The 13,899-nt window shown below is 58.6% G+C and carries 11 protein-coding genes; 6 read left to right on the forward strand and 5 right to left on the reverse strand.

The window, feature by feature from the left end; genetic code table 11:
• The first annotated feature begins 330 nt into the window (after positions 1-330).
• Positions 331-2,151 carry a di-heme-cytochrome C peroxidase gene (locus tag AC07VO_RS26535; RefSeq protein WP_086944870.1) on the forward strand — a complete coding sequence of 607 codons (1,821 nt, stop codon included), beginning with the start codon at positions 331-333 and terminating at the stop codon, positions 2,149-2,151.
• Between the two features lie 115 nt (positions 2,152-2,266).
• Here the strand turns inward: AC07VO_RS26535 and AC07VO_RS26540 are convergent, their stop codons facing one another.
• The 4 genes from AC07VO_RS26540 to AC07VO_RS26555 form a co-directional block, all read right to left on the reverse strand.
• Positions 2,267-2,815, reverse strand: a complete 549-nt coding sequence (locus AC07VO_RS26540; protein ID WP_008011722.1) for a cupin domain-containing protein — start codon at positions 2,813-2,815, stop codon at positions 2,267-2,269.
• Positions 2,816-3,196: 381 nt separating this feature from the next.
• Complete coding sequence (locus tag AC07VO_RS26545; protein ID WP_086944871.1) at positions 3,197-4,492, reverse strand: NAD(P)/FAD-dependent oxidoreductase; 1,296 nt, start codon at positions 4,490-4,492, stop codon at positions 3,197-3,199.
• A 52-nt stretch (positions 4,493-4,544) separates the two neighbouring features.
• Positions 4,545-6,035, reverse strand: a complete 1,491-nt coding sequence (locus AC07VO_RS26550) for an aldehyde dehydrogenase (protein ID WP_086944872.1) — start codon at positions 6,033-6,035, stop codon at positions 4,545-4,547.
• Between the two features lie 187 nt (positions 6,036-6,222).
• Positions 6,223-7,599 (reverse strand): glutamine synthetase family protein, encoded by a 1,377-nt coding sequence (locus tag AC07VO_RS26555; RefSeq protein WP_018930106.1) that lies wholly within the window; start codon positions 7,597-7,599, stop codon positions 6,223-6,225.
• A gap of 279 nt (positions 7,600-7,878) precedes the next feature.
• On the opposite strand from AC07VO_RS26555, the gene AC07VO_RS26560 reads away from it, so the two are divergent.
• The 5 genes from AC07VO_RS26560 to AC07VO_RS26580 all read left to right on the forward strand — a co-directional run bounded on the left by AC07VO_RS26560 (position 7,879) and on the right by AC07VO_RS26580 (position 13,121).
• Positions 7,879-8,640: a gamma-glutamyl-gamma-aminobutyrate hydrolase family protein gene (locus AC07VO_RS26560; RefSeq protein WP_086944873.1), complete on the forward strand. Its 762-nt coding sequence runs from the start codon at positions 7,879-7,881 to the stop codon at positions 8,638-8,640.
• A 230-nt stretch (positions 8,641-8,870) separates the two neighbouring features.
• Positions 8,871-10,013: a polyamine ABC transporter ATP-binding protein gene (gene potA / locus AC07VO_RS26565; RefSeq protein WP_018930104.1), complete on the forward strand. Its 1,143-nt coding sequence runs from the start codon at positions 8,871-8,873 to the stop codon at positions 10,011-10,013.
• A gap of 29 nt (positions 10,014-10,042) precedes the next feature.
• Positions 10,043-10,924, forward strand: a complete 882-nt coding sequence (locus tag AC07VO_RS26570) for an ABC transporter permease subunit (protein ID WP_167331203.1) — start codon at positions 10,043-10,045, stop codon at positions 10,922-10,924.
• Positions 10,921-11,805, forward strand: coding sequence for an ABC transporter permease subunit (locus tag AC07VO_RS26575; RefSeq protein ID WP_086944874.1), 885 nt, complete (start codon positions 10,921-10,923; stop codon positions 11,803-11,805). Before AC07VO_RS26570 ends, AC07VO_RS26575 begins: the two co-directional genes overlap by 4 nt.
• Before the next feature lie 218 nt (positions 11,806-12,023).
• Entirely contained in the window at positions 12,024-13,121 is a 1,098-nt protein-coding gene (locus tag AC07VO_RS26580; protein WP_018930101.1) for a polyamine ABC transporter substrate-binding protein, read from the forward strand.
• Positions 13,122-13,296: 175 nt separating this feature from the next.
• Here AC07VO_RS26580 and thpR read toward each other — a convergent pair whose 3' ends face one another.
• Positions 13,297-13,836 carry an RNA 2',3'-cyclic phosphodiesterase gene (gene thpR / locus AC07VO_RS26585; protein WP_086944875.1) on the reverse strand — a complete coding sequence of 180 codons (540 nt, stop codon included), beginning with the start codon at positions 13,834-13,836 and terminating at the stop codon, positions 13,297-13,299.
• Positions 13,837-13,899 lie beyond the last annotated feature (63 nt).

Consider the following 13,899-nt stretch of genomic DNA (forward strand, 5'->3'; position numbering starts at 1 on the left):
TTATTCTGGCGTCAATGAATGGATCCATTCGAGAAGGTTAAGGGACGACTTGTAATGGCTAAATCGGGCGCTTCCGATGAGAGCGCAGGACGTTTCCTGATGTGGTGTAGAAAAATGCTCACAACACCAAGGCGCTGTAGTCCGCAGAGAAAAAGCCGAGTGCCAAACGGCAAGGTCTTTTTTACGTAATGAACAACCCGGGCTCAGTCCGGGTACGGGGCATCGAACAAAATTAAAGAGCCGTATTTTTTGTGGCTACACTCATGGCTGGTAGCTATTGGCTACCAACGTGATGGGTCTCAACAGGAATTACAAATAGAAGGGAATCTGATGAACACGTTAAAAGCCCCCCCGTTTGCCTGCGCTGCATTGTTGTTTTTCGGCGCTCATTCCATGGCTCAGGCTGCCGACATTCTGGATCAGGGATGGAGTGACACCACCCAGTCCAATTGGCTTGAACTTTCACAAGGATCGAGAATTCTCCCTCTCTCCTGGGCGCTTGCATTGGAAGAGCCTGGTTCAGAGGAGAAGTTCATGAGTGACAAAACGATCTCCGCCTACGGTTACACGCCTTATCGTCCGTCTTATAACGGTAAGCGCTTTACGTTGCCGATGGGTTTCGTTTTGGATGACAGTCACGACAGCAAGTTGTCTTTCACGAAACTCCGCTGGTTTTTTGGACAAGGGTCGAGAGAACCGTGGGTGGGGATGAACTGTTCTGCTTGTCACACGGCTCAGATCAAATTTGAAGAGCAGAATCTTGTGATCAATGGCGGGCCAACGAACGCCGACTTTCAAAATTTCTTTAAATATTTTAGAGAGGCCTTAAGCAAAACGGCTTCCAACCCTGAAAAATTTGAACGCTTTGCAAAGAGCGTCCTGGGTGATGATCTGTCGAAAGGGAATCGCCAACGGTTGAAAAAATCCCTGGATAGCTTGAATGCGTTTTATGCCCAAAACGAGACACTGAATGCCACAGATCTGCAATATGGCCCAGGTCGCCTTGATGCCGTGGGCCACATTCTCAACAAAATCAGTCAAGTCACCCAAGCGAAACCGCCTACCCCTAACCCCTCTGATGCGCCGGTGAGTTATCCATTTCTCTGGAATACGCATCAACACAACGTCCTCCAATGGAACGGAATGGTCAGTAAAGACCAACTCCCTTCGATTAAAAATGACGGCGGCCTGGATGCTGGAGGTCTGGGGCGTAATGCTGGAGAGGCCATCGGTGTGTTCGCCGACGTTCGACCGGTTAAAGAATCTGCGGCCAAGGCAGGGTTTGTCTCCAGTGTGAATGTGAAAAATCTGGATGTTCTAGAGCGTTCTCTTTATAGCCTGAAGCCTCCGCGGTGGCCTGGGCAGTTGCCAAACGACCTTGCGCTTGGCGCCAAATTGTTTAAGGACAATTGTTCCGGCTGCCATACCCATATTGGTAGAGACGATCTCACCACGGCCATCACAGCGGTCATGATTCCAATCTCTGCGAATGACAATTTCAATGCCCAGAGCCCACAAGACTCGACCATTGGCACGGATCCCTGGATGGCGTGCAATGCCTATCAATTTAAAGCGGATGCGGGAGTGTTGACGGGTTATTCCAAAGTCGATAAATCAGGAACCATCAAGTCAAATGACCTGCTCTACAACATGCTGGGTGTGACCGTCCTGGAGACTTTACTGGGTAAAGGACGCGATGTCGCCGAACTGGCTTTCGATGGATTGCTTGGTATAGATACCAAACCTCAAAAAGTCCCTGGCTTCAAGGACCGTGCCCTGTTCAGTCGTTTGGATGAGAAAGCGCTACGGCTATACAACTGCTACCGTGCCAGCTCTACCGTTCCTCTTCTCGCCTATAAAGCAAGACCCCTGACCGGCATCTGGGCCACCGCTCCCTATTTGCATAACGGCTCTGTACCGACCCTCAACGACCTTCTCCTGCCACCCCACCAGCGCCCCTCGACTTTTTATACAGGGACCAATGAGTTCGATGACAAAAAAGTTGGATTCAAGACCGAGAAATCGGACAAGAACTGGTTTCTTTTCGACACCAAGCTTGAGGGCAATAGCAACGCAGGCCATGACTATGGCGTGGGCAAGCTCAATGACATCCAACGGTCACAGCTTCTCGACTACTTGAAGTCACTTTGAACGGCGTCGCGGACGCCCTCACCTGAGGCATGGAGTGGTAATCGCTGGTAGGGGCGACCGAAAGTAGTGGTCGCCCCGCCGGAGGTAGTTACAGGTTTAATGTCTGCTTCAGGTATCAGAAGTTAGCCGGGGTGTTGGCGCTGATGATTTCTGCCTCATCCGCCCCAATATTGCGAAACCGATGCGGCAGCGTCGTCGGGAAGTAATACCCATCCCCGGCATTCAACACACTAATCTGCCCATCCACCGTCAACTCAACCGTGCCACGGGTAACCAGCCCACACTCCTCCCCTTCAGCGTGCACAATCGGCTCTTCCCCCGAACTCGCCCCAGGCGCGTACTGCTCGCGCAACAGCCGCATCTGCCGACTCGGCACCGAAGCGCCAATCAGCAACAACCGCAGCCCATGACGCCCGAGATCCGGCTGTTCATTGGCGCGAAACACGTACTGATGCTCGCGTGGCGGTTGGTCGAAGGTGAAGAAGTCCGCCAAGGACATGGGGATGCCTTCGAGCAGTTTTTTGAGGGAGCTGACGGAGGGACTGACGCGATTCTGTTCGATCAGGGAGATGGTGGCATTGGTGACGCCGCTACGCCGGGCCAGCTCGCGCTGGGACAGTTTGTAGCTTTCGCGTACTAATTTGAGTCGTGAGCCCGTGTCCATGACAGCCTTATGTGAGAACTACTTAAGGGGTAATGGGGGTGGGTGGCGGGCGACTGGTGGCCGCGGATTACGCCGTTTCCCGTCCCGGAACCGTGGAAGGCGGGTATTAAATCACGTTTGTGGGTGTTGCTCAGCAGGTTCGATAAACGGCTGGCAAAAAAGCTGTCGGCTTCTGATGTCAGTCAGTTCTGGTTTAGAAACTGTGGCGAGGGGGCTTGCCCCTGTTGGGTCGCGAAGCGGCCCCAAAACCTGCCCACGCGGCGTATCAGATACACCGAATGGGCTGATTTTACGACTGCTTCGCAGCCGAACGGGGGCAAGCCCCCTCGCCACAGGAGTGATGCGTAGCCTTGGCCGGCGGAGACCGCCGGCAGGTTCAACCTAGATGCCGAAGCGGTCTCGCAAGGCGTAATACGCCGCGCCCATGGCGGTGAGTGGGGCCTGGAAAGTGCGGCCGCCGAGCATCGGCATGTGTGGCAGGGAGGCGAAGGCGTCGAAGCGTTCGGCGTCGCCGCGAATCATTTCCGAGATCAGTTTGCCAGCCAGGTGCGAGCAAGTGACGCCGTGGCCGCTGTAGCCTTGCATGTAGTAGGCGTTTTTCTCGATGCGGCCGAATTGCGGCATGCGGGACATGGTCAGCAGGAAGTTGCCGGTCCAGCAGTAGTCGATTTTCACGTCCTTGAGTTGCGGGAAGGTCTTGAGGATCTTCGGGCGGATCAGTTGTTCGATGTCGTCCGGCTCGCGGGCGCCGTAGACCACGCCGCCGCCGTACAGCAGGCGGTTGTCGGCGGTGAGACGGTAGTAGTCGAGCAGATAATTGCAGTCTTCGACACAGTAGTTATTGGTGATCAGGCTGCGGGCGATCTTCTCCGACAACGGCTCGGTGACGACGATTTGCGAACCGCAGGGCATGCTTTTGCGGGTCACGCGGTTGTCGAGGTCTTGCGGCAGGTAGGCGTTGCCGGCGATCAGCAGGTACTTGGCCCGCACCACGCCTTTGGCGGTGCGCACGGTGATTGGCTCGCCGTAGGAGATGTCCACGGCGGCGGATTGTTCGTAGATTTTGCCGCCCAGGCGAATGATCGCAGCGGCTTCGCCGAGGGCCAGGTTCAGCGGGTGGATGTGGCCGCCCTGCATGTCCAGCAAGCCGCCGACGTAGTTGTCGCAACCGACTTCGCGCTGGATGTCCGAGGCGTCGAGCATTTTCAGGTTGTTGTTGCCGTAGCGTTCCCAGTTACGCTTCTGCTCGGCCAGGCCGTTGAGTTGCTTCTTGTTCAGCGCTGCGAAGATGCCGCCGGGGCGGTAATCGCATTTGATGTCGTACTCCTTGATGCGCGAACGGATGATGTCGGCGCCTTCGAAGATCATGCTACCAAGGACTTCGGCGGTCTTGTCGCCGTAGCGCTCTTCGATCACATCGACGTCGCGACTATAGGAGTTGACCAGTTGGCCGCCGTTGCGACCGCTGGCACCGAAGCCGACTTTGGCGGCTTCCAGCACGGTGACGCTATAGCCCGCTTCGCTGAGGAACAGCGCCGAGGACAGGCCGGTGTAGCCAGCGCCGATCACGCAGACGTCGCATTCCACCAATTCTTCAAGAATCGGGTAATCGCCGGTCTGGTTGCGGGTTGCGGCGTAGTAGCTGTTTACATGATTTTGTGTAGAGCTGTGTTTCATACATTTCTCCGAGGGCCGCCGGCCTATGCCGGCGACCGCCGCTGTAAAGGTGTCAGAGCTTGATCCAGGTCGCTTTGAGTTCGGTGTACTTGTCGAACGCGTGCAGCGATTTGTCCCGACCGTTGCCCGACTGCTTGAACCCGCCGAACGGCGCGGTCATGTCGCCGCCGTCGTACTGGTTGACCCAGACGCTGCCCGCGCGCAAGCCGCGAGCGAAGGTGTGGGCCTTGCTGAGATTGCTGGTCCACACACCAGCGGCTAGGCCGAAGATGCTGTCGTTGGCGATCTGCAGCGCTTCTTCGGCGGTGTCAAAGGTGATCAGCGACAGCACCGGACCGAAGATTTCTTCCCGGGCGATGGTCATGGCGTTGGTCACGCCGTCGAAAATCGCTGGCTCCACGTACAGGCCACCGGTGCCTTCAAGGGTGCGATTGCCGCCAGCAATCAGTTGCGCGCCCTGGTCTTTGCCGACCTGGATGTAGCGCAGCACATTGTCCAATTGGCGCTGATCGACGACGGCGCCGACGGTGGTTTCAGGGTCGAGCGCATGCCCCGGTTTCCAGGCTTGCAGCGCTTCCACCAGCAACGGAATGAACTGCTCGCGGATCGAGCGCTCCACCAGCAGGCGCGAGCCGGCGGTGCAGACTTCGCCCTGGTTGAAGGCAATCGCACTGGCCGCTGCCCGAGCCGCTGCGCGCAAGTCCGGCGCGTCGGCGAACACCACGTTCGGGCTCTTGCCGCCCGCCTCCAGCCACACGCGCTTCATGTTGCTTTGCCCGGCGTAGATCATCAGTTGCTTGGCAATCGCGGTGGAGCCAGTGAAGGCCAGCACGTCGACGTCCATGTGCAACGCCAGCGCCTTGCCGACGGTGTGACCGAAGCCCGGCAACACGTTGAACACGCCTTTGGGAATGCCGGCGTCGAGGGCCAGTTGCGCGATGCGGATCGCCGTCAGCGGTGATTTTTCCGAGGGCTTGAGGATGAACGAGTTGCCTGCCGCCAGGGCTGGGGCGAACTTCCAGCTGGCCATGATCAGCGGGAAGTTCCACGGCACGATGGCGGCGACAACGCCTGCCGGCTCACGAGTGACGAGGCCCAATTGGTCGTGCGGGGTGGCGGCGACTTCGTCGTAGATCTTGTCGATGGCTTCGGCGCTCCAGCGGATCGCGTTGGCGGCCGCTGGAATGTCGATGGCCATGGAATCGCTGATCGGTTTACCCATGTCGAGGGTTTCCAGCAGCGCCAGTTCTTCCTGGTTGGCCAGGATCAAGTCCGCGAAGCGAATCAAGATGCGCTTGCGTTCTGCGGGTGCCAACCGCGCCCAGATGCCGGATTCAAATGCACGACGCGCGACGGTGACTGCCGCATTGGCGTCGGCTTCGTCGGTGCTGGCGATGTTCGCCAGAAAGCGGCCGTCGACCGGGCTGATGCATTCGAAGGTATCGCCACTGAGTGCCGGGCAGTATTGGCCGTCGATGAATGCGCGGCCTTCTAGTGTCAAGGACTGGAAGCGTTGCTCCCAGTCGCTGCGAGTGTTTGTCATGGTTGTGACTCTACGCAGAGGAATAAGTGATCGTGTTAACCGATGGGCAAGCGATGAGAACTTGTGGCGAGGGAGCTTGCTCCCGCTGGACTGCGCAGCAGTCCCCTTCTTTTCAGGTAGAAGGAGGGGTCGCTTCGCGACCTAGCGGGAGCAAGCTCCCTCGCCACAGGTTTAGTGTCAGCCCCCGTTAAACCGTGTGCAGGTACCAGTTGTACTCAAGGTCTGAAATGGAGTTCTCGAACTCGGCCAGCTCGCTTTCCTTGCACGCCACGAACACGTCGATGTACAGCGGGTCGATGTAGCGCGCCATGACTTCGCTGTCGTCCAGTTCACGCAATGCGTCGCGCAGGTTGTTCGGCAGGCTTTGCTCGTTCTGCTCGTAGCTATTGCCTTCAACCGGGGCGCCCGGCTCGATTTCGTTGGTCAGGCCGTGGTGAATACCAGCCAGCACCGAGGCCATCAGCAGGTACGGGTTGGCATCGGCGCCAGCGACACGATGCTCGATACGCACGGCATCCGCCGAACCGGTGGGTACGCGCACCGCCACGGTACGGTTGTCGATGCCCCAGCTTGGCGAGTTCGGTACGTAGAACTGCGCGCCGAAACGTCGGTAGGAGTTGACGTTCGGGCAGAGGAACGCCATCTGCGCGGGCAGGGTCTCGAGCACACCGCCGATCGCATGTCGCAGCGCGGCGTTCTGCTCGGGATCCTCGCTGGCGAAGATGTTGTTGCCTTGCTTGTCGAGAATCGAAATGTGCACGTGCAAACCGTTGCCCGCCTGACCCGGATACGGCTTGGCCATAAACGTGGTGTCCATCTCGTGGTCGTAGGCGATGTTCTTCACCAGACGCTTGAGCAGCACCGCGTAGTCGCAAGCCTTTATAGGGTCGGAGACGTGATGCAGGTTGACTTCGAATTGCGCCGGGGCGCTTTCCTTGACGATCGCGTCAGCCGGGATGCCCTGCTCTTTCGCGCCTTCGAGGATGTCTTGCAGGCAGTCGACGTATTCGTCCAGATCGTCGATCAGGTACACCTGCGTCGAGTGCGGACGCTTGCCCGACACCGGCGAGCGTGGCGACTGCGGACGACCGTTCACGTTGTCCTGGTCGATCAGGTAGAACTCCAGTTCGAACGCCGCGCAAATGGTCAGACCCATGTCATCGAACTTGCTCACCACCTGACGCAGCACTTCGCGCGGGTCAGCAAAGAACGGCTGGCCTTCGAGCTCGTGCATGGTCATCAGCAACTGCGCGGTCGGGCGCTTCTGCCAGGGTTCGATGCTGAGGGTATCGGGGATGGGATAGCAGATGCGATCCGAGTCGCCGATGTCCAGACCCAGGCCGGTGCTTTCCACCGTGGAACCGTTGATGTCCAGGGCAAACAGTGACGCCGGCAGGTTGATGCCTTTTTCGTAGACCTTGTGGAGACTGGTGCGCTCGATGCGCTTGCCGCGCACCACGCCGTTCATATCCGCAATCAGAAGGTCGACGTACAAAACCTCAGGATGTTGCTTAAGGAATGCGTTTGCTTCGTTGAGTTGAACGGCACGCAGAGGGACCGACATGATGCACCTATTAGCTGTTAATTATTATGTTCACTTCACTTGCGAGAGCCAGTCAACCCGAACGGCAAAGTGAAGTCAATAGCGAACACATGGCCTTTCAGCCTTTATTTTCTGGCCTTTTTTGGGCGCCAGAGTGCCATATCAGGCTTGCACACCGCGCAGACCCTCAGCATCGGACGTTCGGCGTTTAGAATTTTTTACATGAGAGTTGTTAATTAAAATCAACAAGGCTAAGCTCCGGAAAAGCTCGTTCAAGTGTGAAACTTCGAGGTGATAAAAATGGCATTCAAGCCATTGATCGGCGTTACTGCGTGCGTCAAACAGATTGGCCTGCACCCCTACCACGTCAGCGGCGACAAGTACTTGCGTGCTGTCAGCGTCGCGGCTTTGGGGCTGCCCGTGGTCATTCCTTCCTTAGGCGATCTGACCGAAACCGATGCGCTGCTCGCGCAGCTCGACGGTCTGTTGCTGACCGGCTCGCCGTCGAATGTGGAGCCTTTCCACTATCAAGGCCCGGCCAGCGCTCCCGGTACGGATCACGATCCGCAACGGGACGCCACCACCCTGCCCTTATTGCGCGCAGCCATCGCCGCCGGTGTTCCGGTGCTCGGCATCTGCCGGGGCTTTCAGGAAATGAACGTGGCGTTCGGCGGCAGCCTGCATCAGAAGGTGCACGAACTGCCCGGCATGCTCGATCACCGGGAAGCGGACAGTCCCGATCTGGCCGTGCAGTACGCAGCGGCCCATGCGGTGACTGTGCAACCGGGCGGTGTGTTCGAAGCACTGGACCTGCCGCAGGTATTCCAGGTCAATTCGATTCACAGCCAGGGCATCGACCGACTCGCACCGGGCCTGCGCGCTGAGGCGATCGCGCCGGATGGTTTGATCGAGGCGATCTCCGTCGAGCACAGCAAGACCTTCGCCGTCGGCGTGCAATGGCACCCGGAATGGCAGGTGCTTTCGAATCCCCCTTACTTGAGTATTTTCCAGGCGTTTGGCGAGGCGTGCCGGCAACGGGCGGCGCTGCGTAATACGCGCTGACTTCAAACATTTCTAATCGATTGACTGCCCCCGTGAGTCTGGCGGGCGTGCCTTTGCGCGCCGGTGGCTTGCGTAATAGATGAACCGCAATAACAACAAGTACGACCAGGCAGCCAGGACGGCGGTGCCGAATAAGCCCGAGCGCCAGCGCATCGCCCAGCCCGGGTTTGCAATCCACTCTTAAGTCAGGCCGTGTTGGCCCGACGACTGAAACCTGTTGGGAGTTTCATATGGCAAACGCCTCCAGCATCTACAGGAAGGCTCTTGATGGTCACCAGGCACCGAAAAAGGTGCTGGTGAAAGTCGACCGCGTCACCAAGAAATTCGACGAAACCACCGCCGTGGACGATGTGTCCCTGGAAATCCATCAAGGCGAAATCTTCGCCTTGCTCGGTGGTTCCGGCTCGGGCAAATCGACGCTGCTGCGCATGCTCGCCGGCTTCGAGCGCCCGACCGAAGGGCGGATTCTGCTCGACGGTGTCGACATCACTGACATGCCGCCCTACGAACGGCCGATCAACATGATGTTCCAGTCCTATGCGCTGTTCCCGCACATGACGGTGGCGCAGAACATCGCCTTCGGCCTCAAGCAGGACCGTTTGCCCGCCAGCGAAATCGACGCCCGTGTCGAAGAAATGCTGCGCCTGGTGCACATGACCCAATACGCCAAACGCAAGCCGCATCAATTGTCCGGAGGTCAGCGTCAGCGTGTGGCACTGGCGCGCTCGTTGGCCAAGCGACCGAAGCTGTTGCTGCTCGATGAACCGATGGGCGCACTGGATAAAAAGCTGCGTTCGCAGATGCAACTGGAGCTGGTGGAAATCATCGAGCGGGTCGGCGTGACCTGCGTGATGGTGACCCACGACCAGGAAGAAGCCATGACCATGGCCGAGCGCATCGCGATCATGCACCTGGGCTGGATCGCCCAGATCGGCAGCCCGGTCGACATCTATGAAGCACCGGTCAGCCGCATGGTCTGCGAGTTCATCGGTAACGTGAACGCCTTCGACGGCACCGTTGTGGAAGACCTGGAAGGCCACGCGATCATCCACAGCCCGGACCTTGCGCAGAAGATTTACGTCGGCCACGGCGTAAGCACCTCGGTGCAGGACAAGTCGATCACCTACGCTATCCGCCCGGAAAAAATGCTGGTCAGCACCCTCAAGCCCGAGACCCGCTACAACTGGTCCGAAGGCAAGGTGCACGACATCGCCTACCTCGGTGGCCACTCGGTGTTTTATGTGGAGCTGCCTGGCGGCAAGATCGTCCAGTCGTTCATGGCCAACGCCGAACGCCGTGGCGCACGCCCGACCTGGGACGATCAGGTCTACGTGTGGTGGGAAGACGACAGCGGCGTGGTACTGCGCTCATGAGAACCTTCAATCAGCAGTTCCTGCGCCTGGTGCCCAGTGGCCGCAAAATGGTCATCGGCATTCCATTCCTGTGGCTGTGCCTGTTTTTCCTGTTGCCGTTCTTCCTGGTGATGAAGATCAGCTTCTCGGAAGCAGCCCTGGCCATTCCGCCCTACTCCGAGATTTACACCTTCGCCGAACAGAAATTCCAGCTGCTGCTGAACCTCGGCAACTACTCGCTGCTGACCGAGGATGAGCTGTACATCTCGGCTTACTTCGGCTCGTTGAAGGTCGCATTCTTAAGTACGCTGATGTGCCTGGTGATCGGTTTCCCGATGGCTTATGCGATCACCAAGGCCAGCAAGGAAGCGCAAAACGTCTTGCTGCTGTTGATCATGATGCCGACCTGGACCGCGATCCTGATCCGCGTGTATGCGTGGATGGGCATCCTCAGCAACAACGGATTGCTCAATGCGTTCCTGATGTGGACCGGGCTCACATCGCAGCCTATCGAGATCCTCAACACCAACACCGCCGTGTACATCGGGGTGGTCTACGCGTACCTGCCGTTCATGGTGCTGCCGCTGTACGCCAACCTGGTGAAGCACGATGGCAGCCTGCTGGAAGCCGCGTCGGACCTGGGCTCAAGCAACTTCAACAACTTCTGGAAAATCACGGTTCCGCTGGCCAAGAACGGGATCATCGCAGGCTGCATGCTGGTGTTCATTCCGGTGGTCGGTGAGTTCGTGATTCCGGAACTGTTGGGTGGCCCGGAAACCCTGATGATCGGCCGCGTGCTGTGGCAGGAGTTCTTCAACAACCGCGACTGGCCGGTGGCGTCCGCCCTGGCGGTGGTGATGCTGGCGATCCTGATTGTGCCGATTCTGCTGTTCAACCGTAGCCAGGCCAAAGAGATGGAGGGACGGGGATGAACCGTTTCGGATTTTCACGATTGATGCTGGTGCTCGGCCTGTCGTTTATCTACCTGCCGATGCTGATTCTGGTGATCTACTCGTTCAACGCCTCGAAGCTGGTGACGGTGTGGGGCGGCTGGTCGGTGAAGTGGTATGTCGGCCTGCTCGACAACACGCAACTGATGGGCTCGGTGGTGCGCTCGCTGGAAATCGCCTGCTACACGGCGATTGCCGCGGTGGCGCTCGGTACATTGGCGGCGTTCGTGCTGACACGTGTGACGCGCTTCAAGGGCCGTACGCTGTTCGGTGGCTTGGTGACGGCGCCGCTGGTGATGCCGGAAGTGATCACCGGTCTATCGCTGTTGCTGCTGTTCGTGGCCATGGCGCAGTTGATCGGCTGGCCGCAGGAACGCGGCATCGTCACCATCTGGATCGCTCACACCACATTCTGTGCAGCCTATGTGGCGGTGGTGGTGTCGGCGCGCTTGCGTGAGCTGGATTTGTCCATCGAAGAAGCGGCCATGGACCTCGGTGCACGGCCGCTCAAGGTGTTCTTCCTGATCACCATTCCGATGATCGCGCCATCACTGGCGGCGGGCGGCATGATGTCGTTCGCCTTGTCGCTGGATGATTTGGTGTTGGCGAGCTTTGTGTCGGGGCCAGGGTCGACGACCCTGCCGATGGAAGTGTTCTCGGCGGTGCGCCTGGGCGTGAAGCCTGAGATCAATGCCGTGGCCAGCCTGATTCTGCTGGCGGTGTCGATCGTCACGTTCATGGTCTGGTATTTCAGCCGCAGGGCCGAAGCCACCCGCAAACGAGCGATTCAGGAAGCGATGGACCAGACTGCCAGCGAGTCCTGGCAACAACCGAAAAAGCAAATGGTAGAAGCGACGGTCTAGTGCCACTGTCAAGTGAGCACTGACCTGTGGCGAGCGAGCTTGCTCGCGCTTGAGTGCGCAGCACTCACAAATAGGTATGGGTTGCCAGAATTTTGGGGCCGCTACGCAGCCCAGCGGGAGCAAGCTCCCTCGCCACAGGTAAGTCTGCTAGCCACAGGTTTTGTGTTCACCGCATTTTTGTTTTATGCGATTTGAATAAAAAGAATGGAGTTGTACCGATGAAAATGTTTGGCAGGACTCTGCTGACACTGTCCTTATTGGGCGCAATCACCGCTGGCGCCCAGGCCAATGACAAGGTACTGCGCGTCTACAACTGGTCGGATTACATCGCCCCGGACACCGTCAAAAAGTTCGAAGACGAGACCGGCATCCGCGTGACCTACGATGTGTTCGACAGTAACGAAACCCTTGAGGCACGGCTGCTGGCGGGAAAATCGGGCTATGACATCGTGGTGCCGTCCAACAGTTTCCTGGCCAAGCAGATCAAGGCCGGGGTCTATCAGGAACTGGACAAATCGAAGCTGCCGAACTGGAAGAATCTCAACCCGGTGCTGCTGAAAAATGCCTCGGCCAGCGACCCGGATAACGGCCACGCCTTCCCGTACATGTGGGGTTCGATCGGCATCGGTTACAACCCGGCCAAGGTCAAGGAAGTGCTGGGCACTGATGCCCCGGTGAACTCCTGGGACTTGCTGTTCAAACCGGAAAACGCCGCCAAGCTCAAAGCCTGTGGCATCAGCTTTCTTGATTCACCGACGGAAATGCTTCCGGCTGCCCTGCACTATCTGGGCTATCCGGTGAACTCCCGGGACAAGGCGCAAATCACCGAAGCCGAGGCGCTGTTCATGAAGATCCGGCCATCGGTGGCCTACTTTCATTCGTCGAAATACATCTCCGACCTGGCCAACGGCAACATCTGCGTCGCCGTCGGTTACTCCGGCGACGTGCTGCAAGCCAAGGCCCGCGCCCAGGAAGCCGGCGACAAGGTCAAGATCGAGTACAGCATCCCGAAAGAAGGCGCCGGCAGCTTTTACGACATGGTCGCCATCCCTCGGGACGCCGCCAACGTCGACAACGCCTACCTGTTCATGAACTTCCTGATGCGCCCGGACATCATCGCCGAAGTCACCAACAGCATCGGCTACAGCAATGCCAACGCGGCGGCCACGCCGTTGGTGGACGAAGCGATTCGTGACGACCCGGGATCGTATCCGCCGCAAGCGGTGATGGCGACGTTGTATGCCATTCCTGACATGCCGATTGCCACCCAGCGGATCATGACCCGGGGCTGGACGCGGGTGAAGCTGGGCAAGTAATCCCGCCTCACTGATCGTCCCCATGCTCCGCGTGGGAACGATCATCCATTACAGCTTTCCCTTTTCCGTTCACGCAGCGCCTTACCACCGCTGCACTCCTCTCTGCAGAACGGCTTCACCTGGCTTCCTCGGTTTAGGTGAATTCAGGCGCCCTCGGGCGCCTTTTTTTGTGGGCTTATGAAGCGACCAGCGGCCACTCGGCCAGCGCTATGTATCGACCTTTATGGGACTCGAACAGGCTGAAGCGATCGGCGCGCAGGTAAAACTCCGGCGGCGTCGCGGATTCGGGGACCGGCGCCCGGTAGTCGCGCATCAAGGTCAAATGCGGGCGGAATTCCCGGCGGGTGTCTTCAAAACCGAACGGCAGCATGGCCTGCTCCAGCGCATACACCAGGCGCAGCAGCTCCGGTGCCGCCTGCGCGGGCGCCAGCAGCAACACCCCGGAGCGACGCCAGACGTCCAGCCGATCCAGCACCACCGTCAACGGCACGCCGGAGGTGCGGATATTGGCGGCGGCCTTGCAGACACCGGCTATTTGCGCCATGCCCACCGTGCCGAGAAACAGCAGGGTCAGATGAAAGTTTTCCGCCGGCACCGGGCGCCCGACGTTGAGCCCCAGCGCGCTGCGCCATTGGGCGATAGCCCGGCGTTGTTCGGGGGCGCAGTTCAGGGCGAAAAACAGCCGTTTGAACGGCTCACGGGTTTCATCGCTCATGTCTGGCACCTCAATGCTTGGGGACCCTTTGATTTTACAAAGGGATACCCCGCCAGCAAGCCC

This window comes from Pseudomonas sp. GW821-FHT03E01, from assembly GCF_059420765.1.